Raw genomic sequence first — 24,284 nt, forward strand, 5'->3', positions numbered from 1 at the left:
ATGCTGGCAAGGTTGACCAATGAGCTACAAAATTACGCGCAGGGATTTAGTCGGGGGTATCGCCATCGGCGCTGGGGGACTGCTACTCGGTGGATGCAACAAAAAGTCGACTTCGCCGACTGAAACAGCCGCACGTCCTACCCCTCACTCGAGAAACTACTCGGGCTACTACCCACCCACAGAAACCGGTATGCGCGGCAGCCATGAGGGCTCCTACGAGGTCGCACATGCCTTGAGTTGGCGTGGAGAAAAGCCAAGTGCTTATCGGTCACTGGACGAACACTACGACCTTGCCGTTGTGGGCGCTGGCATGAGCGGCTTAGCCGCTGCGCACTTCTTTCAGAAAAAGATGGGGCCGGATGCGCGGATTCTTATTTTGGACAACCACGACGATTTTGGCGGGCATGCAAAACGCAATGAGTTTCATCAAGACGGCCGAATGATGGTCAGTCTTGGCGGTGCTCAGAATATTGAGTGGCTGTCTTACAGCGATGAAGCGGCCCAGCTAATGAGCGATATTGGTCTCAATGAGGATTTCCTTGACCTAATGGCCGAGCGCACCGCCGCTGACTTGGCTCTGGTGGGGAATCTGGATGCCAACAACGGTGTGGCACTTCCTGGGGAGGCCGGTCATACCATGGTGAGTGGAAATTGGAATAACGTGATGTTTGGCGCGGACGGTTACGACGACGTCATTGCATCCCTTCCCCTACCAGAAGACGAGAAGAGGAAACTCACCGCGTTCTGGGGAGGCAAGCAAGATTTCCTGGATGAGCTATCCATGAGCGAGAAGTGGGACTACATCAACTCGGTAAGCTACAACCAATACCTGATAGATAAGGTGGGCTTGTTACCCTCTACCCTACCTATACTCAATGCAATCATCCTCCACCTCAGTGGCATGTCAGGTTGGAATCTAACGGTTGGAGAAGCCATTCTAGGCGGCGGAAGCGGTATCAAGTCAATGGGGTGGTTCGGTAAGGCCACAGCCAAAATAGGCGGCGCCTTTCTCGACAGTCTTCTGTATACACGCATGTTCCCTGACGGAAATGCGTCGGTAGCCCGCTTACTAGTCCGGCACTTGATTCCCGAGGCGGCACCTGACGCCACGGGCCCGGAAAATATCGTCGCAGCGCGATTCAACTACGACGCGCTGGACCGGGAGGACCATCGGGTGCGGCTGCGTCTTAACAGCACGGTGGTTGGGGTCAGAGAGTTGCCTTCGTCGAAAGTTGAAGTGGACTACGTTGAGCGAGGAGAGGCTAAACGTGTCACCGCATCGCATTGCATCATGGCCTGTTATAACGGGCTCATCCCTGATATTTGCCCTGAAATGCCGGAGACACAAAAAGAGGGTCTGCGGTATGGCGTCAAAACCCCATTTGTCTACGCCAACGTGCAACTTCGTGACGGAGAGGCTTTTTCACAGGCGGGCGCCACGCTTTTTCAATGCCCTTACGACCCCTTTCAGTGGGTAAGCTGCGCGCCCACGGTGAGCGTGGGTGGTTATGAACCTCCCCGAGATCCCAGTGACCCTATGGTCATGTTTATGATGCATTCCCCCATGTCACAGGACGCACCCGACGCGGGCGTATCGGTACGAGATCAACTTCGGTCGGCTCGTACGCAGATATACAGCACACGTTTCGAGGACTATGAACAGAAGATCCGGGCTCAACTCCAATCGATGCTCGGGCAATATGGCTTTAATCATGCATCGGATATTCAGGCAATTACGGTCAACCGAATACCCCACGGATACGCTTACCCTTACGTAAAGCTAGATGACCCCGACTGGGAGCCTGGACAGGCGCCTCATGAAATTGGTCGAGCACAATTTGGTCGTATCTCTGTGGCCAACACAGACTCGGAAGCAGTCCCGCTGATGGATGCCGCCTTCGACGCCGCCTATCGTGCTGTCGAAGAGCAGACGGTCTAAAAATGACCTAACCCGGTCTACTACGGTCGGTTGTGTCTGTCACGCGCGTGAGTAGCGCTGGGCGGCAAAACTTAGAATTACCTCGCGAACCGATGATCGGTCCGTCCTCCAGCGGCGACCTGCCCCCATGAATAATGATTCGCCCTCGATCATACTCATAATGGCCAATGCCTCTGATCGTGGGTGCTTGACACCGCAGGCCGCGATTTTCGTCTCCAAGATCAATAAGAACTTGGCGTAAACATCCTCGAGTAAGTCGGAAACGAGGGGCTCTACCTGCTCCATCGCCCATAATTGAGCCCAGAGTCGATCGCTGAACAACCCATCTAACGTACCGACATGCTCATCCAGCATAAATTCAACCAGATCTGGAATGGTGGCATCATCACTGGACCAACCACCGGACTCGAACGCCGCGGTAATTTCAGAATCAATGTAATTCACCAGTTCCGTTAATAATATGTCCCAGGTCCGAAAGTGGTATTGCAGTGCGCCTAGCTTCATTCCACTCGCCCGCGCCAAGGCTCGCATGCTGAGACTGCCATAGCCCTCATCGGCAATCAGCTCTATCGCATGTCGCAAGATCTCGATCTTTTTATCGGCTGCCATAGGGTTTACCCAAAATGCTTTATGTCTTTAGAGTCGCTCAGCTCATTGTCAGTTGCCATACTTTTATTTCCAAGCTGGCTGATTAATGGCGTTTCAAAGCGCGTTACTGCTGCCTCGAAAAGGTATCGCTCAAAAATCGGCACCGCGGATGCCAAAGAAGGGATGAGCACATTCATGGAAAAACGCAAACCCCTCTTCAATCAATGATTGGTTTGGACGTGATGGGTGTCATAGATACCCCTTCGGCGCTCGCCGCTAGTCAATTTTTAGCAATTGCTTGCCAAGATTTTGACCGGTGTATAGCCGCTGTAAGGTGGCTGGGATATTGTCAAAGCCCTCCTGCACGTCGACCTGATAAATGAGATCGCCTGATGAGACCCAGGTCATTAATTCCTGAATGGCTTCCATCGCTCTTGGCATGTAATCCAAAATGATGAAACCTTCCATTCGCGCTCGGTTAATGGTCAGATTCGATAGATTGGCGGGACCGGGCGCGGGCGTGTCTGCGTTGTAGCCAGAGATGCTCCCACACAAGACAACACGGGCGCGCAAATTAACGTGGTCTAAAGCCGCCTCTAGGATAGAGCCGCCGACGTTGTCAAAGAACACGTCCCAATTATCGGGGCAATGGCGCGCAAGTTGCTCACTAACATCTTCATTTTTATAGTCGATGACAGCATCGAAGCCCGCAGTCTCTTTTAACCACCGACACTTATCTGGGCCTCCCGCGATTCCGACCACGCGGCACCCCTTGAGTTTTGCAATCTGACCAACGAAAGAACCCGTTGAACCTGCAGCGCCAGACACTAGGACGGTCTCACCGGCTTTAGGCTGACCCACTTCCAAAAGACCAAAGTACGCCGTGAGTCCAGTAATACCTAAGACCGACAGCATCATTTCCGGCGACACCCCGGGTGGCAATTTCACAAGGCCCATGGGGCCTTCACCAGGGGCTGCGACGACATAATCCTGCCAATAGCCGGTTGTTTGTACGAGGTCACCCACTTGATAGTCGGCGTGTCGCGAATCAACGACCTCACCAACAGAGCCAGCTCGCATCGGAGCGCCGATAGCCACTGGCGGCAAATATGCTTCTCGATCCACCATCCAATTTCTTTGAGCGGGGTCAAACGATAAAAAGAGATTTTTGACCAGCACCTCATCATTCTTGGGCGCTGGAATCGGAGTTTCGACGTACTCAAAATTGTGGGGGCCGACCATGCCTGACGGTCGCTGGGCGAGTAGCCATTGGCGATTAATTGTCACAATAACGCTCCTAATAAAGTGTCGATGTTCAATGCTAGGGTTCTTGCAATGCTCTGATGATCTAGCCGCGATTTTTTGATCGTTAGCGCTGCGGTCAGAAGGCTAGGCTTGGGCCGCAGCCTTCCACTTCGATTCTGAAGCACAAGTCAGGGCCCTCAGGTTTTTTTAGATAGCACCCAAAATTTTGGCGATGTTCTTTCGGAACTTATCGCCAAAGGGCGGGCGGGCGCCGATAATAGGCAAAATATCGATCATCGTTTGACTGTAAATTGCGCGGCTGTGGCTCATATTTTTAAAGCCTTCAGGGCCATGGTAAGCGCCCATCCCAGAGGCGCCTACTCCACCAAAAGGCAGGTCCTCCTGCACGTAATGCAGCGTAATGTCGTTGATACAAGCACCACCACTGGGTACGTGATGGAGCAAGTACTCCTGTTCAACTTTATCTTTGCCAAAGTAATAAAGGGCGAGGGGGTTACGACGGGGTTCAACCTTGTTAGGTACTTCGGTGATATCGGTATAAGTCATTACCGGCAAAATGGGACCAAAAATCTCCTCATGCATGACCTGCATGTCTTCCGTCACATTCTGCAGAATGTGCAGTGGCATGCGACGGTTGTTTTCAGAGGCTCGGGTCTTGTCAGCACCAACAATCGTGAGCTTAGCGCCCTTCGCCACTGCATCATCAATGTAGCCCTTAAGTCTTGCGAAGTGTCTTTCATCAAAAACTCCCGCGTAGTCTGTATTCTCCGTGATATTGGGATACATCGACTGTGTCTCGTGAATAACCCGCGCGATCAGCTGCTCTTCTAGTTCTTCGGGCACTAAGACGTAATCAGGCGAGAGGCAAAGTTGTCCACCATTTAACAACTTGCCGAATGTTAGGCGTGTCCCCGCGAGATCAAGCCTTGCACTGCGACCGATGACAACGGGGGACTTGCCGCCTAGCTCTAACGTAACTGGCACCAAATTCTTTGATGCGGATTGCATCACTTTAGCACCAATGCGAGTAGAGCCAGTGAACAGCAAATGATCGAAAGGCAATTCCCCAAATTGCTGGCTAACAGCCGCTCCTCCCGTTACGACAGCAACTTCCTCTTCGGAGAAATAGCGGGGCATTACTTCGGCAAACAAAGCCGCTGTTTCAGGCACGAACTCAGAAGGTTTTAGTATGGCTCGATTACCCGCAGCCAGCGCACTCGTCAATGGGGCAACCGTGAGGCCAAAGGGCAGATTCCAAGGAGAAATGATGCCAACAACCCCCTTCGGGTAGTATCGGACTTGGCTCTTTCCACCCAAAAAATTCATGGGTTTATTGGCGCTTCGCTTTTCAGGTTTCATCCACGCTTTCAAGTGTTTCATCGAATAGTCGATGGCCTCGACCTTTGACGCAAACTCTGAAAACAAGCTGAACTCGTAAGATCGAGCGTCGTTAAACTCGCGTTTGGTAGTGGCAGCAAAGGCTGTTTTGTTTTCAATGATGAGCGCCTTGAGTCTCTTAAGTCGGTCAATGCGCGTTGCATAGGTGACCTCGCCCTCGGCACGAAAGTCACTTCGTTGCCGTTCGACGAGTGCGTTGAGATTTTGTTCTGTAACCGGTGCGATTCTATCGTGTTCTGTCATGCCCATTACGTTTCTCCAAGTGCGCTCTTGAGTGTCTGGTGAGTAATTAGCTGCGACTTACCCAAGCGTTTGCTGTGTTGAATTGGTTTAAGGATTCAGCGAGGCCTCCGCACGGATGCTCTCTATGATGCGAACCGCGTTTTTAATAAAAAGCGGTTCAGACGAAAAACTAGCAATCAAATTCTGCACTTCGGAGGGCAGTGCCTCGTCAGCCAGCGAAGGGCTCTGGTCGGTCTGCGTTGCACCGATCAGTAACACCCCCATTGTTTTCACGACCTCAATCGCTTGATCCGTGCTCAACTGAAGCGCTGCGGCTGATCGTTTCGCAACTCCGTCTACCTGCTCTATAAAAATTTGCTTTGATTCGATCACCCGAGGAATCGCAACATTGTGCTCAATGACGTGTTCGAGTCGGATAAGTAACGGCAAGAAGACGCCATCAGCGAGCGCCGTGCGGTAGAGCAGTCCGGCATAAGACTCACTGGTCATGTCGTCTGATAGCGCATTGATAAAGCCCTGGCTCCATCGCATTAAACTTTGGTCATAGAGGCTGAGAAAGAGCGCTTCTCTGGTTTCGAAGTACAGGTAGATCGTGCCTTTGGCGATACCACTTCTTTTGCCGAGCTTCGCCATAGAAAATGCTTCATAGCCTACCTCTTTAAAGTAGGTTTCAGCGGCTTCTAAAACGACTTGCCGCCGGAGCGCTTTCTGTTCCGTGCTCCTCGCTCTCTGGTTAATCGCAATCACTGTGCTCATTGGCATCTCCGCAGTGCTTTGTTGACCGGTTGTTTATAAAGCGAGAGGTCTATCTCATATTATTTAACTGACCATCGGTCGACTATATAGCTGACCGATGGTCAATTCAAGCGTTGATGACGTGGCACTCAATGGTGGACGACCCCTTGTGATGTCCTAACCTGTCTTAGTGAGTCGCTAAAGCTTCGAGATGGTAGAGGTCGCCAGTTCGAAAAACGCGACCTTAGGCGCGTTTGCTCTGCCGGAACAAAGCGAAGGCGCCCGCAGGGCTCAATCGCCAGAGGCAATGGCCATTGAAGGCAATCTGGCTGGTCCTACCAAATTTTTAAGTTGCTGTTTTTACTCAATTTTATTTTATTTTTCGCTGAATCGTCGCGTGTTGTGGCGAATTTCTGCCGCCTCGCTCTAGCGCACGGCCAAAGTCGGAGAGATAGGCGCGGCAGTGCGTGTGTCATTGAGCGCTTGTGTGGGTGACCTCCAAATATTGAGGGTCACCGCGGAATTCCCTCAGATACAGTGACCTTGCTGAAAGCAGCGCTTCTCGATTTCTGGCCTTAACATGGCCGTAACCACGTAACTGCTCCGGCAGCTTCATTAATTGGTTCGCTGCACGGTAGTTATCAGGCGTTAGATGATCGCAGACTAAAGCCAGGTCTGCTTGATAACGCGCCAGATCTTCCCTCTCCTGCCTGCGCTCACTTGTGAGTGCGAAAACATCCCATGGTGTTCCGCGGAGGTACTTGAGCTTGGCGAGTATGCGAAATACGGGCATGAGCCAGGGACCGAACTCGTATTTTTTGACTTTACCCGTCGTTGGGTTGGCTCTGCTTAATAGAGGCGGCGCCAAATGAAATTTGATTGAGTAATTGCCTGTGAACTGTGTATCGAGCTTTGCACGAAAGGCATCATCACTGTGCAGTCGTGCCACTTCATATTCGTCTTTATAGGCCATGAGCTTGAAGAGTTGCTGAGCGACGGTATGAGTAAGTGAATCCTCCGCTTCCGAGTCGCAGTCCACTGAACGCACATTTTCAATTTGAGCGAGATAGCGCCGTGCATACCCCACAGATTGATAGGCCACCAGCCGTTGAAAGCGGTCCTCAATCATTTGATCCAGCGTAAAGTCGGCGTCGGTGTTTGACGATTCGTTAGCTAACAGCGACTCAACCAGCTCAGGTTGATTGGCAAACCGGCGGCCAAGGAGGAACGCACTTTTATTAAATTCAACGGCCACCCCGTTCAATTCGATCGCGCATTCCAGTGCCGCCTCACCTACCGGCACCCAGCCGCGCTGCCAGGCATACCCAAGCATGAAAAGATTGGTACCAATGGCGTCTCCCGTTAACTGCAGGGCGATCTCGGAGGCATGAACAAACTCCAGTTGCTCACCCACTTCCGCGACGACCTTTTGCCTCATGCCCTCTGACGGGAAATGTGCATCTGGATCCCGAACAAACTCAGCTGTAGGCTGCTCGTTGTCGTTAATCACTGCATGGGTTCGCCCGTGAGCGACCTTACCCATGGCCTCATACCCCGTGCTCACCACTAGATCACATGCAATGAGCAGGTCGGCTTCTCCAGCGGGGATACGAACCGCTTTGATTTGCTCCTGCGAGTTGGCGACGCGCACATGACTGACTACCGCACCGAATTTTTGTGCGAGTCCTGTCTGATTTAAGGTGGCACAACCTTTGCCCTCGATATGCGCAGCCATGGCAATCAGCGATGTAATCGTTAATACCCCCGTGCCGCCAACACCTGCCACAACCGTATTCCAGGGTTGATCGAGAACCGGCAAATCGGGCGTGGGCAGTGGGTCGAAGATAGGCTCCACCGATTGCGCTGGCTGCGCTTTGCGCAGCTCTCCACCGATTACCGACACGAAGCTCGGGCAAAACCCTTTTAGGCAGCTGAAGTCATGGTTGCAGGCACTTTGATCGATCTCGCGCTTTCTGCCCAATGCCGTCTGCTTAGGGAGCACCGAGAGGCAGTTGGATTCGACACTACAGTCACCGCAGCCTTCGCAAACCGCCTCATTGATCACAACACGACGATCGGCTTTACGTATTTTTCCTTTCTTACGACGGCGTCTTTTTTCTGCAGCACAGGTCTGTTGATACACAATAACGGAGGTTCCCTCGAACGCTCTGAGCTCCAACATCAACGCTTCGTATTGGTCACGATGCGACAAGCTAAAGCCGGGTATAGCGTCAAATTTCCCAACCCACTCTTTAGGGGCATCGGAGACCAGCGCGATACGTCGGACGCCCTCGCCGCTTAACTGACAGATCAGATCGTCTACGCTCAAAGAACCATCGACGGGTTGTCCACCGGTCATCGCGACTGCGTCGTTGTAGAGGATCTTGTAGGTGATGTTCACCCCGGCGGCGACGGCCGCACGAATCGCCAGTATGCCGGAGTGGAAATAAGTGCCGTCGCCCAAGTTCTGAAACACGTGCTGGGTATCGGTAAACGGTGCCTGACCGATCCAGGTCGCGCCCTCGCCACCCATTTGGGTGAAGGTATGCGTGGAGCGATCTGGCATCCAGGTAGCCATGTAGTGACAACCAATACCGCCCAGCGCATGACTGCCCTGGGGCACTTTGGTAGAGGTGTTATGAGGGCATCCGGAACAAAAATGAGGAACGCGTTCGATGGTTTGGTAGGGCGCAGCGAGCGACTTTTCTTTTTCCTCAATCCAACGGATACGTTGCTCCAATAGTTCACTGGAAAAGAATCGTCGAATCCGATCGGCGATGACCAGTGCGATCATTGCCGGTGTCAGCTCTCCCACATTCGGCATCAGATCTCGACCATCCTCATCGAACTCGCCAATCACCCTAGGGCGGCTGCCAACAGGGTAGTTATAGAGCTGAGAGGTCAGTTGATCCTCAATGATGGAGCGTTTCTCTTCAACAACCAGAATCTCTTCAAGACCCTCGGCGAAGTCGTGGGTGAGGCGCGGTTCCAGCGGCCAAGGCATTCCAACCTTGAAAACTCTAATGCCGATTTCGGCGGCAATGGCTTCCGTAATACCCATGTCCTCAAGTGCCTGCATCACGTCGAGGTATGCCTTGCCGGAGGTAATGATGCCAAAGCGAGCGTTGGGGCTATCGAGTACGACTCGATTCAGACGGTTAACCCTGGCGAACTCGCGGGCGGCATAGATTTTATATTTGTTGAGGCGGAGCTCCTGCTCCAGCGGCTTGTCAGGCCATCTGGCGTGAACACCGTCGAGTGGTAATTCAAATTCTTCTGGGATGATGATGTCCACTCGGTCAGAATCAATGTCAGCAGAAATCGCTGAGTCCATATTTTCCGTGATGGCCTTCAATCCGACCCAACACCCTGAATACCTGGACAGCTCCCAGCCGAAAATACCTAGGTCCAGCACCTCCTGCACATTAGCTGGTGCCAACACGGGGACAGAGGCTCCAATAAACATGTGTTCCGACTGGTGGGGCAATGTAGAGGACTTGCAGGCGTGATCATCCCCTGCCACAGCAAGTACGCCTCCGTAGCGAGATGTACCAAAGGCGTTAGCGTGTTTGATGACGTCCATACTTCGGTCGACACCGGGCCCTTTGCCGTACCACATGCCAAAAACACCATCGAAACGCGCCCCCTCGAACAGGTTCGTCTGTTGACTGCCCCATACCGACGTGGCGGCAAGGTCTTCATTCACTCCCGGCTGGAAGTGAATCTGATGGGCGTCGAGGTACGCTGAGGCTTTCCACATGGCTTGATCGACGCCGCCCAGTGGGCTGCCGCGATAGCCAGAAACGAAACCCGCGGTGTTCAGGCCGCGCCGCAAATCCCTTTTTCTTTGAATCATCGGAAGACGGACGAGGGCCTCAATGCCTGTCATATAGGCGCTTGTATGGTCGTTAGTGTATTTGTCGTCCAGTGACACTTTCCGCAGCGCCGATCGCTGTGCCTGCCCCATGTGTTTGCCCTTTCGCGAAAGTATGACTGTGGACATTATGGGTCGCGAAGATCAGAAAATTTATTTTAAAAACCGGAATATGCGCCATATTTTGCATATTTTATGCTGCAATTTCGCATAATTAGAATTTCTATTCTTAGCGTTAGATTCCACCGGGAAGAAGTGGCCGAGCGTACTTCAGAAAGACGCCAGTTCGATAATCGCGACCTTAGGAGCGTTTAGTCGGGCGCAGTAAAGCGAAGGCGCCCGGAGGGTTCAATCAACATAGGCCAATTCGGTTGAAGATTACCCGGTAAGTCCTACCACCGCGTGGCTGGCATTCAGGTTGTCACAAAGAGATTCGATAGATAGCACGTTCTCGCTCGTCAGTCGCGAACAGTGCCCCCGCATGAATCGTAAGTCCATTGAAAACCATAGAGGGCGGTTGCGCAGGCGTGGCTGCGGGACTGCCCGGGGTCAAGGTGGCTATAACCTGGGTACCCGATGCATCATGACGCTTTATTTCGCCCGTATCGCCCTCGTAAATGAAGATTGTCTGCTCCAAAACAGCGATGCCCTCGGGTGAGTTAAGACCTGCCACAATGACTTCCTGATTACCCGAACTATCAACCGCCACGATTTCTCCCCGCTTGCGATCAGATACCAGCAATCGGTCGCCATAATGTACAACGTGGGTTGGTGCATCAAAGTCGTCCGACAAGACAGAAACAAGCGAGCCGTCATCTGCAAATAGCGAAAGCGTATTGTCACCGTGGAGCGTAACGGCATAGTGATCGCCAAATTTTACTGCCGAGACCGGTATATTTAGGGTGGTTAAAGCCAGCGTTATTTCACCCGAGATCGGGTCAAGCACCTTCACCGTGTTATCCAGCCAGCTGGTCAGCAATAAATCTGCGCCGTGATTCGCAATCGCGGTCGCCGTGCCGATGGGTGCAAACTGAAAAATATTTCTCAGCGTCCAAACATCATCGCCCGTGCGCGCATTAACCGCTCGAACGGACTGAATGTCAGCAACGACGAGATTGCCCTCAAGAACCACCAGCCCACCAGGGTGTGATAAGCCACCGGGTAAAACTTCCTCAACGCCTTCAGACGTGACCTTGCTAATGAAACCATCGGCATAACTCGACACGAACAAGTTATCCGCCTTATCGAAGGCAAAGTTATCAAGGCCTTGAGATAACGTGGCAACTACTGCGTTGCGACCATCGGCCTCTTGCCTAATCACCTCACCGGAGCCCGTATCAAGAATGTGGAGACGCCCTTGCGAATCAAATTTTACGGCAGCAGGCACCATAAGGCCGGTTACCTCAGTACGTGACTCTCCCGTTTCAACGTCAACACTTATCACTTCGCCGTTGAACCAACGGGGTCCATAAAGTCGACCGTCAGGGCCCCAATCCATGCCATTGAGACCACAACCCGGCCCCAGGTCATCACGAATTGAGCGCGCAGGTGCAGTGCCCGAAGGGTCAACTTCATAAAGCCCCGTACCAAAGAAGCATTGGGAAACGAAAAGACGATCGTCATCGGAGAACGTAATGGGATTGACGCCGGGGCCAAGCTCCGCGGCCGTCACCAACGTACCGTTACTAAGGAAGCCCGCAACTTGACCGGTTAGAATGCTAGTCCAGTAAAAGTCGCCCTCAGAATTAAAAGCAACGTCGTCAGGACCAAATACACCTTGGGCCGGCCCGTATTCAGATACTATTTTTTTTGCCTGAGTATCGACCACCGAAATTGTCGATCCAATGACCGAAGCGGCATATAACAAACCGTCTGGCCCAAAGTGAATGCCGTTTACGCCAGAAATCTTTGCACCTGACTTGAACAAAAGAGGCGAGGTTCGCTCCTTCGTTATCGGGGCAGCAGCATCCCTGTTTTTGTCCGTACAGGCGACTACCAAAAATAAGGCCAATGCAGCCGCAAGGTGTGTTCTTTTGATGCCTATCACTGTCTGTCTCCAAATGTCTCTTCAAACAAAAAAGTGCAGCAACCTACAGTGAGCAGGTCAATCAGCAGCCTCTTTTGCAATCAGGTAATCCGCCACCGCCTGATATGCCGGTAAAGAATGAGGGTCTATTGCTGCGTTAAAGGAAATAGGATGGGATGCAAAGCGCGCAATCACCATATCCGCTGCCGGGTCGACATAAATCGCTTGCCCGTGGATGCCACGCGCACTGTAAGCGCCGTTATCGTTGTGAAGAGACCACCACTGACTGCGATAACTCCCACCAGGAAGCGTTTTATACCCCGCCTCTTTAAATTTAGCGCGCGCGCCGCCTTGGGTTATCGAGGCGACGGCGGCGGATGGGATCACCTGCTTCCCCTGCCAGACGCCCTGCTGCAACATCGTCTGACCAAAACGCGCAGCGTCCCGTAAAGATAAGTTAAGACCTCCCGCGGCAAACGGCGTCCCAAGACTATCCACCATCATGTCAGCCTCCTGCTCCATACCCAGGGGCTTCCAAATCCTCTCAGAGAGATGGTCGATGAAGTCTTGCCCACTCGCTCGCGCAATGACCCACGTTAGTACGTCAGTATTGATCGACTTGTAGACAAATTTCTCACCGTGTCTCCCGTCTTGCTCTACCCCCTGTAGGAACTCGTAGAGCGAACGAGGACCTGTGTAGCTCGCAGGTTTGGGCGCTGGATTACCTGCAGCCGCATACAACCATATATCTGAGTCCGGATCCGCGTAGTTTTCGTTGTAATCGAGAGCCGTCGTCATATCCATTACTTGGCGTAATGTGGCGCTCCCAAACGCCGATTGAGTCAACTCAGGAACGTACTCACTGACACGCTTTTGGTCATCTAAAGTCCCTTCAGCGATGAGCATCTCTCCGATAACCCCCACAAAGGATTTCGTCACAGACATCGCGCCGTGGCGTCCCGAACGGTCGAGGCATCCGGAGTAATATTCATAAACAATTTCACCGCGATGCATAACGACAATTCCATCGGTGTAGTTAGCGGCCAGTGACGCTTCCCATGTCATTAACTCGTTAGCACCGATAGGTGTAAATGTGACCGAATCGATAGTGGGGTCGAGCGATACAGGGAGTGCAGAAATCGGATCTAAGCCTCGGCTAACACCTCTAGTCGCTTGGAGCTGCCTGAAGTGGCAAAACGTCCACCGGAGCTTTGGAAAGGAAAAATAGTCGCTAGAGGGCTGACCAATCACTTTATCTGGTTGAGGCGGAAAGCCCTGCATCCAACCCATATTTCTTGGATCTGACGCTATGGCATCCGATGGCTGAGTGAGTGCACTTGGCGCGCTCAGTAAAGACATGACCAGTGCAGCTAAGTAAACACATCGACTCGTCAGTGACCCACGACGACGTGCAGTCAAAACAGTGCGCTTATTGATTTTGAGCGACATAAATAAAATCCTTGTGAGAAAGCGGCCACTACCCTCAGCCTTAAGGAAAAGCCCCAGCCTTTATCTCGCACAGTCGGCTAAAAGACCATCCCCTTTTCACTATTTATTCTATGCGCGGCCTGCCAGTGTGGCGAGGACCGTGGTCCTTAACAAGCGCGTTGCTATGCTATTGATCGAACGATAGGCGCCGCGGAGCTACCGAGGGCGCAAATTCCTTCAGAGAAAAACCTATTCGCTTGTTTCAGATAATCACGCGAGTCTATTTAGTAAAAAGCCCGCATAAAGCGGGCTTACTAAGAAGCATCGGTTGCCTATTTTGTGTAATAGACAGGAACGCCCTGAATCGATGCAACAGGGCTTACTTGACCTACCGCCGACATTTGCAGGGCAAGAAACTCTTCACTACTTGCTATAGCGTCGTTCGATTTCGCCATGGTCTGCCAATCTTTCCATGACATGACGTAGTGTATGTTGCCGGTGCCACCAACACCCTCGTTGTAAATGTTGATCTTGGCGCCTAAGCCTTCATGAATCGCCTTAGCGCTCATAAACGTCTCATAAATCTTCGGCATCATCCCGGGTGTGGGTCGCCAAATGAAAACCCTGAATGGACCATCGTCAGCGAAACTCGCGGCTGTGACAGACGCATCCCAATTCAACCCCTCCAAAGACATCACGAGTTCACCCGACGGTGTTTTGGTTACCTCATTGACGAAGGCCATCCACTCATCGCTACTGTTGTAAGCCTTTGTAGTTGCCCACTCTGAACTGCTATCCCAGCGAAGGACATAGTCGAATGAAGCACCGCCAGGCACGCCGACATCCATTTGAAAAATGCCCACTTTAGCGCCACTTTTCTCGTGAAGCTTGGCGGCTTGAAGCAGTGCACCCACAAGCTGCTCGCCCTTTCCTTCCAGTGCCTGCCACCTAAAAACTTCCAAGCGCTCAGCAAGCGCAGTGAGTGGAGTACTGATTACCGCTAGACACAAAAACAATCGTAATGCTCGTTTCATAACCCTCTCCCAAATGTTGTTAAACGTCGGCAGATGCCGATGACTTCACGCTAGCAACATCGTGAGATAGAGACCAATAAACCACCAACAAACCAATTTATTACGACAAACACGACAAAATATAGACAAATAACCACGCCAATACCCTATGGTGAATAAGCGTCCCTAGGCCACGACATAGAACAACCTAGAGTGAAGTCAGATCGTGGGGCGTCTCCCATCAAAAAAAGCTAAGGAGAAAGTGTAATGAAACATTTTATTTTTGCCGTAATAGCCACTGTCTTTTGCATGAACGTCAACGCTGAAGCGCTCACATTAGAAAAACGACAACCCGATACGGTTATGAACGTGACGACGTTGACACTTGGAGATGATGAGTCAGTCATTAATGCCGAGGGGGACATGGGCGTATACGGGCGGGTATATGTGACGTTCCGATTGACCTATGACGAGGGACGCACGGGTGGCACTGTCTACGGGTCGGGTCGCGGCGCCGTCGGAAATGACATCGCGGTTGGCAACTTTTCAGGGCGCTGGGACATACAAGACGGCACTGTGACAATGCGACATGTTGTCTCGCTAAACGACGGCACCGTCAACCTCGATATCGTGACGTTTAGACCGGTCGATCGCGAGCTCATCATTCGCGCGTACGTTCTCAAGTAGCCATCAATATCAAACAACTCGGGACGGACAGTTCCGCGAACTGGAGTCAATATGAAGCCTATTCAATCTTTTGCAGTCATTCTATTTCTGTTAGTTGGTGCACCTCTCTCATTCGCCGATACAGCGCAAGAAATTCGAGACGTTGTGGAGGCCAATATGGCCTTCACCAATAAAAACCTCTCTCAGGATCCGATGCGCATCTCGTCCGGTGGATCTAAGGAGTTCTTCTCCAGTGGCGGACTTCTCAACACACTCACTAGGAATGGCGATAACCCGGACTTTGAGTTCTTCTCGGGGTCCGTGAAACACATTGAAGTAGTGGTTTTGGTAGAAGGAAAAGCCGCTATCGCCCACTATTATCAAGAGGCCGCTATGAAGCCAAAAGGTCTACCGGCGGTGCCAAATTACCGCACGAGAGTGACGCAGGCATATGTTAAGGAGGACGGCATGTGGCGAGTCAAAGCAGCACACTGGTCGCCACTTCAAGGCGGGGCAGGCACCTCTCAAACCGTCGTAAAATAAACACACGGTTTTTTATTGGGACCCACAAGAGGAGGCCCCCCTTCTAGCGCCTGTTCTCGGCCAGAAGACATTACCAAACGAGAAGCCCTCTCTGAGGGCAATAAAAAAGGGGCATTTAATGCCCCTTTTCTTACACCGGTTATATCAAACCGACACTACTTGTATTGAACACGTGAAAGTACCTTTCGGTCGACAATCTCTCGATATTCTTCGTAGCCTTGAGAGATTTCTTGGTTTTCTTCCTCATTACTCTCAAAGCGCTTGGTCATCTCAGCGACCATCTTCTGGTACTGCTCAGCATTTTGCTGCATGGCGCCCATATTCTCATAAGTAACGGTTAAGAATACGTTTGGTGAGTCCGCGACATTAGCAGCCCACACTGCGAAGTTTTTAATCGCACCCTGATCCTTCAAAACCTGCATCGAATTGACCCAAGTGCCTTCAAGTCTCGTCAGATAACCGTCGACATAATTAGGCTTTACAGCAATAACCGTGAGCTCAGTCACCTCTTGGCTTAAGTCATAGTCTTCCCAAATCTCCGCTGTTGCAGTGAGGGAAGTTCCAATCATGACGCTTGCTACCAACATGCTTAAAAAATACTTCATTGATTACCCCTTTATTTTATAGATCGGCAAACCCCGACCTAATCAAGCTAACAACCTCGACAGGAGAAAGCGAACTTGTGGGGAAAATAGTCATGAAGGTGACAATCACTAGTAGCTCCGTGACGAGTTTCGTGCGTTTTGATTGGGCAGAGGCCACCCGTTAGAAGGCGTATCTCAAACGTTTTTAGTCCGCCGCAACGAAGACAACCCCCCAAGAAAAGCAAACTCATCCAGCCGGGCTAATCAAGATCCACCAAGCAGTCCTTGCATGTAAACAATGCCTTTGGCTCACGAATATCTATTAATGTTTCATAGAGTTTTGAAATGCCATCCAGCGCGGATAACACCCTAGGCTCCCCAAGAGAAACATCGAAGTTCTCCAGTAATTCTTTGAGAATCAGCTCTTCAGGCGACAGTTCTTGGCCATAATATTCAACTTTGTAATCGTCTATTTCTGCCGACTCGGCTGCATAGGCGATTGCTGAATCAATACCGCCAATCTCATCGACCAACCCTATTTCTAGCGCGTCGGTCGCAAGCCAGACTCGACCGCCCGCGACGGCTTTGATGTCTTCGTATGACTTAGATCGTGACTCGGCTACGAAATTTACAAATCGATCGTAGGCATCAGCGCCCCAGCTGGCGAAGATCTTATCGAGATCATCGTCAATGGGCTGGGTCAGATCCCAGCCCCCGTGCTTGGAGGTAACGACACCATCGAAATTGACGCCGATGTAATCCATGGCGTTTTCAAAGGTGGGCAGAGCGATTGCCACACCGATAGAGCCGGTAATTGTTGTCGGTTCGGCAAAAATAAAGTCAGCAGGTGTTGAGATATAAACACCACCGGATGCAGCGTAATCACCCATAGAAACGATAACTTTAAGTCCTTTATTTTTAGCTGCACGCAACTCATCTCTCATCATTTCACTGGCGATAATCGATCCGCCAGGACTGTTAACTCGAAAGACAATCGCTTTGGTGTTTTCGTCTTCATGTGCGGACCTAATTTGTTTCACTACACCATTTGCCCCAGCAACGCCTTGGGAGATATCCCCTTCCATGATCGTGCCTTCAGCGGTAATGACCGCTATTTGGTTGCCGCTCTCGGAGATGTCGTCGTCGATTTGCTTAGAATATTCGCTATAGGAGATAGTCTTATACGTTTCAGTCTCAGACTCCTCGTCCAGACCAAACTCTTCAATCATGTATTGCCGAAATTCCGGAAATGATTTGGTGCCGTCAATAATATTGTTCGCCTGCGCATAGGCGATGTTTCCTATGGCAGCTTCGCCAAAGAATCCGACGTAGTCATCTGCAAACGATTGGATATCATCTGCTTGAATACCCCTTCCCTCTGCCATGAGAGACTTCATTTCATCCCAAATAGGGAACAACAAGGCTTCTCTCTGCATCCGGTCGTTGTCAGACATGTTCGACCGCCAGTTTGTTTCAGTTGCCGACTTAAAGTCTCCCTGTGAGTAATTATGGAAATTAATCTTAAGGTTCTCGAACAGATCTTTATTGTAGTTTCTCATTCCCCCGAGACCCCTAACGCTGATGCTCCCAACAGGATGCACCCAGATCTCAGACGCTTGAGAAGCCATGAGATAAGACGTTGTAGACAGTCGATCGTTGAAGGCAATGACTCGCTTTCCAGATTCACGAAGTGCTTTTAGTTCTTTGGCGATATTGATTGCCGTCGTCGGCCCCGCAAAGTCGGTCGATGAGAAATCGATAACGACCGCAGGAATATCACTATCTTCAGCCGCCGCCCGAATAAGTTTTATCAGATCCCTTGTTTGGATCTGCTCAGCCGACGGATCGCCGCCAACGTTAAATAAAAAGTCCGAGTTGAACGCCTCTTGATCAACAACGCTCCCCGCGGGATCGATAAACAACACCCTGCCACTTGGATCTTTAACATCCGGTCCCGAGGAAAACAGCGCCCCAGCTACCGCAATGATCAAGAACAACAAAATAAGGGCGGTGCCCAGATCCAAAATGATTGTTCTTACTTTTTGTAAAAAGAGACTGAACGTGGAGATGAAAGATTTGAGCGCACTCATACGTGATTTCCTAATTTATGCATACAATACTGCCCGTAGGCTTTGTTGATCGGGGTAGCCGCGCTTGCGTCGCATCTTAGACCCGGCGATACGAGGCCTGCCATTAACACCGCTGTGACGTTTCCCATGTTTCCCTGCAACTTCGTTAGCGACACTGTTTGCGACACTGTTTTCAACACTATGGATGACGGCAGCGAGGATACTCCCGTGCGGTCAGCCGACCGTGTAACAAATTTGCGCTATCTCGCTACAAGAAAAACACACTCAATGTAACGTAAACGTATCACTCTGACTTGGGGAAGTAAACGTTACATACAAGGAGGTATAAAAGAATCTCTGAAAGAAATGATTGTTTCGCCAACCGGTCGCTGCACTCAAAGGTCTCGCTTGAGTCCAATCGCCTTTAACAACTTATAGCGAATAGCCGGAAGCACAACCTTTCGGCCAACCTTCGACCACTGAACAACCCCCTTTTGAAACGAATCTCTCGCGAAGAGCTTTTCAGCGTAAGCAGAAATGATCGAGTCTTCCTCCCACAATAGCGGTTGCAGCCCTAACCATCTTAAACGATACAGAACCGCTCCCCATTGAATATCGGCGAGACTAAAGGTATCGCTTGCCAGCCAGCCGCCTTTGTTGAAGGGCCCAGTCTGAAGCTGGGTCTGGAGCTCGACAAGCTCAGCTTTCGTCGCGCTGATGATGGCAGGTATCTGACCCGCCGTGACCATTGCACCCTGTGTCGCCTCAATAACCGCCCGCTTTTTTTCGTAAGCCGCCCTGAGTGTGGGGTCGTTTTTATAGGTCTCGATTAAACCCGACAGCAGCTCGACTTTTTTTTGATGGTAGCTCCCGCCCTGAGAGGCACCCCCTATTGGGAAGGGCTTTTTAACGCCCTCTATTTCCCCGTAAGTAAGCGCTTCTATAAATAAGTCTGCCGCCCTATCAACCCAATCATTAACGCAGGCCCCCTCCTCCTCAGAGGTTTCGAAGCATTTGTTGGTAGGACCAAAACGAGACGCCAATGTATTGAGTATGTTGATCGTATCTGTTGAAACGTTGCCATCGATGACCAGTGTCGGCACCACGCATCGAGAATTAATTCGCACGTAACTCGGTGAAAACTGCTGTTGGAGCGGCAGCAAAATAACGTGCGAGTGCCATTTAACCCCTAGCTCCTCCAGTCCCTGACGCACTTTTTGAGAATCTAAAGACAAAGGGAAATGATAAAGATGAATACCTTTTGCCGGCGCCCACTGATTAGGCACGTCGGTCAATGGAGCATCAACGAGCGCCGGATCGGTCGCATAAACCGGCTTTAGCCGTAAATCAGCCACGAGAGGGTCTACACAGCAGAGGCATGAGATATAGCCAGCCGACAACAGGGATCGGCAACACCCATAGAACGCACCACCAGCCTGACTTGCCCACATCGTGCAGGCGCCTAACAGTAACCGCCACGGTCGGTGTGGCCATGATGGGTCGATACATGAGCACCAATATACCTACCTCAGGGTCAACCATCCCCATCGGTATGAACTGCCCCAATGGCAGCTCACGAATATCGACTGTGGAATCGACAAAGCGTTGATCAACAAACGCTACAACGAGGTACAACAGCATAAACAACAGCATGAAGTACCAAAAATCAGATCGCGATGATCGACCGTTGAAATCTAAACAACGTGAAAAACCTGCTATCGATGCATGAATGAATCGCTTCATACGATCATTAGTAACACGATGAATGACCGCTTGTCACAATAGCCCTAGCCAAAATTGGCGTTACCCGGGCAGGCAATTCAAGGCCGTTGCCTACTCGTCAACTGATCTCTAATTAAGCGCACTGACACTGAAAACGCCTCAAGTGCTCGGGAACTCGCACGGCTAACCGCTCGCAGGCTTTACCTATAGTTTCACAATCAACTTGCCGCGATTACCGCCAGTGAAGAACAGGTTTAGGCCTTCAATTGAAGACTCGAGTCCCTCGAGTACGTGACTTCGGTATTTCACTTTGCCGGACATGACGTAGGGTGCCAGCTGTTCAAGTAGTGCCGGTATCTCCTCGTAGTGATCGGGCACGGTGAAGCCGCGAATCGTTAAGCGCTTCTTAACAATCGGTATCCAGTTGGGACCCGCCGAGGGCTCTTCGGCAATGTAATCAGCAATCATGCCGCAAACCACCATTCGCCCGTGGGCATTCATCGCATCAAAAACCGCGTGCTGAATGGCGCCGCCGGTATTTTCAAAATAGATATCAACACCGTTGGGAGCTAACTCCGCCAGCTTTGACGGAAGATCGTCAGACTTATAATTGATGGCACCGTCGAACCCTAAGTCATCAACAATCCAAGAACACTTCTCATCGTCACCGGCCACACCGATGACCCGCAGACCGTCAGCTTTTGCCAACTGTCCAACGAGAGAGCCGACCGATCCAGCTGCGCCGCTGACAACCAATGTTTCACCCGCTTTGGGGTCGCCAAATCCATACAGGCCCTTCATCGCAGTAATGCCAGGAAGCGCAAAAATTGACAGCACGGTCTCTTCATCAACACCCTCGGGGACCTTACTTAAACCTGCACCGTCGCTAAGGCTGTACTCAGTCCAGCCCATCATGCCTCGCACTCTGTCACCGACCTCAAAGTCGGGATGCTGACTCTCAATGACTTGTCCAATACCGGAGGAGCGCATAACCTCGCCTAACCCGACCGGAGGCACATAACTTTCGGTATCGGGGCTCATCCAGCCAATCATGGCCGGATCAAGCGACATGTGAGTCTGTTTCACAAGCAACTGACCAGCACCCGCAGACGGCACTTCCTTAGTAACGACCTCAAAAAGGTCACGGGTAATGGGGCCGGGTGTCGGTCGTGCGGCGAGATTAATCTGTGTATACAAAGTCATTGGAGCGCCCTGATTGGTCATAGTGTTTTTCGCTGATATTTAAGTATTAACGTACTTAAAACGATGATATATAAGCTCGACTTGCTAGTTCTTTTGTCGAAAAGACAACAATTAAGGGGTATCAAAGCGCGAATGGACCAACTACTGGCTCTTAAGTATTTTTGTAAAGTCGCAGAAACCGGCAGTTTCACAAGTGCCGCAACAGCGTTTTCTGTTCCCCCCTCTTCCATATCTCGTCGCATCTCTGATCTTGAGACGAGCTTGGGAACGCACTTGCTGACCCGAAGCACACGTGTGGTAAAACTCACCGAAATTGGTACGGCTTACCTAGAGCAGGTTAAAGAAATTCTGGTGCAGCTTGAGTTAAGTAATGAGTCGGTCAAGAGCTATCAGTCACGCCCGATGGGGCAATTAAAAATAAGCAGCATGGTGAGTTTTGGCGAGCGAATGCTGTTCCCAGTACTCGATGAATTCAGCGCCCTCTACCCCGACATTACTCTCGACATCAGCCTCTCGGACGAACTTTCGTCACTGGCAAACGACGATGTCGACGTTGCCATTCGGGGTGGCTACGCACCGGATGAACGGATACATGCGATCAAATTGATGCCCAATGATTTTATACCTGTCGCCTCCCCAAGCTATCTGGCAGCCCAGGGCACACCGGAGGACGGCTTTGCGCTTCGTAATCACTTGGGCTTATTTTTTCGAACACCCCGAGGTCCATCGCCATGGCTACTGGAAGTTGACGATCAGTGGCATGACGTCTCGGGTCAACCCGCCGTGATTTCAAACAACGCTAACTGGCTAATGAAGCAAGGACTAGAGGGCAAAGGCATCATGATGGCACCTCGCTGGTCACTGGAAGGAGATCTAATGTCGGGTGCATTGGTAGAGCTCCTAACCGATGCTGCGCTGAGCGTTAACCAAAACCCAAATATGGGCATTTATCTGCTTTACCAAAAGCCCAAATACCTCGTGCCAAAAGTGAAGGTGTTTATCGACTTTCTCGTTGAAAAGCTCATGGCGTAACAGGTACCTAGATAACATGTTCCACCCTGTCAGGTAGCTGGCGCTATGGGTTCACCTCGGGGCACATTCTCGGCTCACACGCTCACGTCATTTCCCTGTTTTAGGATGCAAACACGGCGCAATAACGGGTGTGACATCGAGATATTTTTCGCAAAATATGACACGCCATCGATCGAGAATTTCACTGGATCAAGGGCCTATTTATTGAGCAATTTGGAATGACCTTCCTCTCCCGTATCGGCGGCTTGAACTTATCGAGCGTTTTTAGCTCTAAAGAAGTGCATTGACTGTAGCGGCCGCCAATTTTTAGCACGGTGGTCTGGGGCAGGAGTGATGCGGAAAACTTAAATTACAATAAGGATAAATAAATGAACGTTAATCAAATCATCACCATTGTTGGTATTATCGTGGCCATTGTCGCCGTGTTTGTCGAACAAGTAGCGGCCATGTCGGGTCTTGTGCTTGTGGTATTAGGTCTCATCAGCGGGTTCATGAGCCCGGCCGCTGACATGGTAGGACGAATGGCCTACACAGTTGCCGCCGTTGCAATGCCAACCGCTGCCAATTCACTCGATGCTATTCCCGCGGTCGGTGCACCGTTGAATGCCATTATCGACAACATCGCCGTAATGCTCGCTGGTATGGTCGTTGCGAACTTCCTACTCGCTGTGAAGGACTCCGCAGCAGGCTCTAACGACTAAATAAACAGACTACCTGACGTGGTTACCACGTCAGGTAGTTCCCCAAGAGCTCGGATTCAGCGCTTCAAGAGGGCAACCCGTTACAGTACGTAAAGCGATGTTTGCCACAAATTAGTCACTGCGCGAGCACCCGATAGCGCATCGGCTCGCCGAAGTCCCAACGTGTCATCTAATCTACGCACCTCGCGCTTTTGAACTCAGCTGAGTGCCCGCTTTCACCCTTGAATAGCAAAGGGGTTGTGTCCACAGAATTGACACTGAGCTCGCTTAGCTGAGATTGTATTGACCAATAAAACGCGAGAGATCATTCCCCATGAGCGATACGTATGAGCCCCCTAAGGTCTGGGAGTGGAAGAAAGACAGTAATCAAGCCTTTGCTAACATCAACCGCCCTACGGCCGGCGCTCAGCAAGAAAAAGAATTGCCGATCGGTAAGCACCCACTTCAGCTGCATTCCCTTGGAACCCCCAATGGCGTGAAGGTTACAATCATGCTCGAAGAACTCCTAGCAAAGGGACACAACGGTGCTGAATACGATGCGTGGCTGGTTAATATTGGCGATGGTTCCCAGTTCGGTAGCGGCTTCGTTGCGGCCAATCCCAACTCAAAGATTCCAGCGCTTGTTGATCACAGCGAGGAGCCACCCCTTAGGGTTTTCGAGTCTGGGTCAATTCTGCTCTACCTCGCCGATAAGTTTCGCGAGTTCATTCCCCAGGATCACGCGGGAAGAACTGAGTGTTTGAACTGGCTATTCTGGCAAATGGGCGCAACACCGATGTTAGGCGGTGGGTTTGGTCACTTCTACGCCTACGCTCCGATAAAAATCGAATACGCGATTGACCGGTACGCCATGGAAGTGAAGCGTCAGCTCGATCTGCTGGATAAGCGGTTAGCAGACAACCGATACATCTGCGGTGATGAGTACACCATTGCCGATATGGCCATCTACCCTTGGTATGGGTCAGTGATTGAAGGAAAAGCGTATAACGCCGCTGAGTTCCTGGAAGCACACACCTACACCAATCTAAAGCGGTATACGGATGAGATATCTCAGCGGCCTGCCGTAAAACGGGGTCGTATGGTTAACCGACCGTACGGTGCTAAATCCTCGCAGCTACTCGAGAGGCATGACGCCAGTGATTTCGAGCTGCGCACCCAGGACATACTTAATCCAGATCCGCCCGCAGAGGGCTAGCCAGCGGCGGACATCCGTATCGTTCAGATCAACGGTATGCAGCCAACCGTCAGGTACGA

General features: G+C 51.2%; 20 protein-coding genes. 6 read left to right on the forward strand and 14 right to left on the reverse strand.

Annotated elements, in window-relative coordinates; translation table 11 throughout:
* The first annotated feature begins 19 nt into the window (after positions 1–19).
* Entirely contained in the window at positions 20–1,939 is a 1,920-nt protein-coding gene (locus tag E0F26_RS01085; protein WP_279242196.1) for an NAD(P)-binding protein, read from the forward strand.
* Positions 1,940–1,978: 39 nt separating this feature from the next.
* On the opposite strand, the gene E0F26_RS01090 is transcribed toward E0F26_RS01085, so the two are convergent.
* From E0F26_RS01090 to E0F26_RS01130, 9 genes are all read right to left on the reverse strand, one after another.
* Positions 1,979–2,548, reverse strand: a complete 570-nt coding sequence (locus tag E0F26_RS01090; protein WP_279242197.1) for a TetR/AcrR family transcriptional regulator — start codon at positions 2,546–2,548, stop codon at positions 1,979–1,981.
* A gap of 5 nt (positions 2,549–2,553) precedes the next feature.
* Positions 2,554–2,724: a hypothetical protein gene (locus tag E0F26_RS01095; protein WP_279242198.1), complete on the reverse strand. Its 171-nt coding sequence runs from the start codon at positions 2,722–2,724 to the stop codon at positions 2,554–2,556.
* A 79-nt stretch (positions 2,725–2,803) separates the two neighbouring features.
* Positions 2,804–3,814, reverse strand: a complete 1,011-nt coding sequence (locus E0F26_RS01100) for an NADP-dependent oxidoreductase (protein WP_279242199.1) — start codon at positions 3,812–3,814, stop codon at positions 2,804–2,806.
* A gap of 165 nt (positions 3,815–3,979) precedes the next feature.
* Positions 3,980–5,434 (reverse strand): coniferyl aldehyde dehydrogenase, encoded by a 1,455-nt coding sequence (locus tag E0F26_RS01105; RefSeq protein WP_279242200.1) that lies wholly within the window; start codon positions 5,432–5,434, stop codon positions 3,980–3,982.
* Between the two features lie 87 nt (positions 5,435–5,521).
* Positions 5,522–6,190, reverse strand: a complete 669-nt coding sequence (locus E0F26_RS01110) for a TetR/AcrR family transcriptional regulator (RefSeq protein WP_279242201.1) — start codon at positions 6,188–6,190, stop codon at positions 5,522–5,524.
* A gap of 451 nt (positions 6,191–6,641) precedes the next feature.
* Positions 6,642–10,172: an indolepyruvate ferredoxin oxidoreductase family protein gene (locus tag E0F26_RS01115; protein WP_279242202.1), complete on the reverse strand. Its 3,531-nt coding sequence runs from the start codon at positions 10,170–10,172 to the stop codon at positions 6,642–6,644.
* Positions 10,173–10,464: 292 nt separating this feature from the next.
* On the reverse strand, positions 10,465–12,090 hold the full coding sequence (locus tag E0F26_RS01120; protein WP_279242203.1) for an NHL repeat-containing protein: 1,626 nt from the start codon (positions 12,088–12,090) through the stop codon (positions 10,465–10,467).
* A 57-nt stretch (positions 12,091–12,147) separates the two neighbouring features.
* Positions 12,148–13,518, reverse strand: coding sequence for a serine hydrolase domain-containing protein (locus tag E0F26_RS01125; RefSeq protein ID WP_279242204.1), 1,371 nt, complete (start codon positions 13,516–13,518; stop codon positions 12,148–12,150).
* Positions 13,519–13,829: 311 nt separating this feature from the next.
* Positions 13,830–14,531, reverse strand: coding sequence for a hypothetical protein (locus E0F26_RS01130; RefSeq protein WP_279242205.1), 702 nt, complete (start codon positions 14,529–14,531; stop codon positions 13,830–13,832).
* Between the two features lie 246 nt (positions 14,532–14,777).
* Here E0F26_RS01130 and E0F26_RS01135 point away from each other — a divergent pair, with 246 nt between their 5' ends.
* Positions 14,778–15,197: a hypothetical protein gene (locus tag E0F26_RS01135; RefSeq protein ID WP_279242206.1), complete on the forward strand. Its 420-nt coding sequence runs from the start codon at positions 14,778–14,780 to the stop codon at positions 15,195–15,197.
* A gap of 51 nt (positions 15,198–15,248) precedes the next feature.
* The gene (locus E0F26_RS01140; protein ID WP_279242207.1) at positions 15,249–15,719 is read left to right on the forward strand and encodes a nuclear transport factor 2 family protein; all 471 of its coding nucleotides are present in this window, start codon (positions 15,249–15,251) and stop codon (positions 15,717–15,719) included.
* Positions 15,720–15,874: 155 nt separating this feature from the next.
* Here the strand turns inward: E0F26_RS01140 and E0F26_RS01145 are convergent, their stop codons facing one another.
* The 5 genes from E0F26_RS01145 to E0F26_RS01165 form a co-directional block, all read right to left on the reverse strand.
* Entirely contained in the window at positions 15,875–16,324 is a 450-nt protein-coding gene (locus E0F26_RS01145; RefSeq protein WP_279242208.1) for a hypothetical protein, read from the reverse strand.
* A gap of 239 nt (positions 16,325–16,563) precedes the next feature.
* A complete protein-coding gene (gene sppA / locus E0F26_RS01150) occupies positions 16,564–18,393 on the reverse strand; it encodes a signal peptide peptidase SppA (protein ID WP_279242209.1) in 1,830 nt (609 codons plus the stop codon).
* Between the two features lie 374 nt (positions 18,394–18,767).
* On the reverse strand, positions 18,768–19,727 hold the full coding sequence (locus E0F26_RS01155; RefSeq protein ID WP_279242210.1) for a glutathione S-transferase family protein: 960 nt from the start codon (positions 19,725–19,727) through the stop codon (positions 18,768–18,770).
* Positions 19,720–20,115: a DUF805 domain-containing protein gene (locus E0F26_RS01160; RefSeq protein WP_279242211.1), complete on the reverse strand. Its 396-nt coding sequence runs from the start codon at positions 20,113–20,115 to the stop codon at positions 19,720–19,722. The genes E0F26_RS01155 and E0F26_RS01160 overlap by 8 nt, the downstream gene beginning before the upstream one ends.
* 183 nt (positions 20,116–20,298) lie before the next feature.
* Positions 20,299–21,297, reverse strand: a complete 999-nt coding sequence (locus E0F26_RS01165; RefSeq protein ID WP_279242212.1) for an NADP-dependent oxidoreductase — start codon at positions 21,295–21,297, stop codon at positions 20,299–20,301.
* Between the two features lie 132 nt (positions 21,298–21,429).
* Between E0F26_RS01165 and E0F26_RS01170 the strand changes: the two genes are divergently transcribed.
* The 3 genes from E0F26_RS01170 (at position 21,430) to yghU (ending at position 24,225) form a co-directional block, all read left to right on the forward strand.
* Positions 21,430–22,329: a LysR family transcriptional regulator gene (locus E0F26_RS01170; protein WP_279242213.1), complete on the forward strand. Its 900-nt coding sequence runs from the start codon at positions 21,430–21,432 to the stop codon at positions 22,327–22,329.
* A 368-nt stretch (positions 22,330–22,697) separates the two neighbouring features.
* Complete coding sequence (locus tag E0F26_RS01175; protein ID WP_279242214.1) at positions 22,698–23,030, forward strand: hypothetical protein; 333 nt, start codon at positions 22,698–22,700, stop codon at positions 23,028–23,030.
* A gap of 313 nt (positions 23,031–23,343) precedes the next feature.
* On the forward strand, positions 23,344–24,225 hold the full coding sequence (yghU, locus tag E0F26_RS01180) for a glutathione-dependent disulfide-bond oxidoreductase (RefSeq protein ID WP_279242215.1): 882 nt from the start codon (positions 23,344–23,346) through the stop codon (positions 24,223–24,225).
* Positions 24,226–24,284: the final 59 nt, after the last annotated feature.

Source organism: Candidatus Paraluminiphilus aquimaris (assembly GCF_026230195.1).
Lineage (GTDB): Bacteria > Pseudomonadota > Gammaproteobacteria > Pseudomonadales > Halieaceae > Luminiphilus > Luminiphilus aquimaris.

Bases quoted from the DNA above. Each gene is read 5' to 3' on its own strand.
- E0F26_RS01085 (WP_279242196.1), top strand. From the start codon at position 20: ATGAGCTACAAAATTACGCGCAGGGATTTAGTCGGGGGTATCGCCATC.
- E0F26_RS01090 (WP_279242197.1), bottom strand. From the start codon at position 2,548: ATGGCAGCCGATAAAAAGATCGAGATCTTGCGACATGCGATAGAGCTG.
- E0F26_RS01095 (WP_279242198.1), bottom strand. From the start codon at position 2,724: ATGAATGTGCTCATCCCTTCTTTGGCATCCGCGGTGCCGATTTTTGAG.
- E0F26_RS01105 (WP_279242200.1), bottom strand. From the start codon at position 5,434: ATGACAGAACACGATAGAATCGCACCGGTTACAGAACAAAATCTCAAC.
- E0F26_RS01110 (WP_279242201.1), bottom strand. From the start codon at position 6,190: ATGAGCACAGTGATTGCGATTAACCAGAGAGCGAGGAGCACGGAACAG.
- E0F26_RS01115 (WP_279242202.1), bottom strand. From the start codon at position 10,172: ATGTCCACAGTCATACTTTCGCGAAAGGGCAAACACATGGGGCAGGCA.
- E0F26_RS01125 (WP_279242204.1), bottom strand. From the start codon at position 13,518: ATGTCGCTCAAAATCAATAAGCGCACTGTTTTGACTGCACGTCGTCGT.
- E0F26_RS01130 (WP_279242205.1), bottom strand. From the start codon at position 14,531: ATGAAACGAGCATTACGATTGTTTTTGTGTCTAGCGGTAATCAGTACT.
- E0F26_RS01135 (WP_279242206.1), top strand. From the start codon at position 14,778: ATGAAACATTTTATTTTTGCCGTAATAGCCACTGTCTTTTGCATGAAC.
- E0F26_RS01140 (WP_279242207.1), top strand. From the start codon at position 15,249: ATGAAGCCTATTCAATCTTTTGCAGTCATTCTATTTCTGTTAGTTGGT.
- E0F26_RS01145 (WP_279242208.1), bottom strand. From the start codon at position 16,324: ATGAAGTATTTTTTAAGCATGTTGGTAGCAAGCGTCATGATTGGAACT.
- sppA (WP_279242209.1), bottom strand. From the start codon at position 18,393: ATGAGTGCGCTCAAATCTTTCATCTCCACGTTCAGTCTCTTTTTACAA.
- E0F26_RS01160 (WP_279242211.1), bottom strand. From the start codon at position 20,115: ATGAAGCGATTCATTCATGCATCGATAGCAGGTTTTTCACGTTGTTTA.
- E0F26_RS01165 (WP_279242212.1), bottom strand. From the start codon at position 21,297: ATGACTTTGTATACACAGATTAATCTCGCCGCACGACCGACACCCGGC.
- E0F26_RS01170 (WP_279242213.1), top strand. From the start codon at position 21,430: ATGGACCAACTACTGGCTCTTAAGTATTTTTGTAAAGTCGCAGAAACC.
- E0F26_RS01175 (WP_279242214.1), top strand. From the start codon at position 22,698: ATGAACGTTAATCAAATCATCACCATTGTTGGTATTATCGTGGCCATT.
- yghU (WP_279242215.1), top strand. From the start codon at position 23,344: ATGAGCGATACGTATGAGCCCCCTAAGGTCTGGGAGTGGAAGAAAGAC.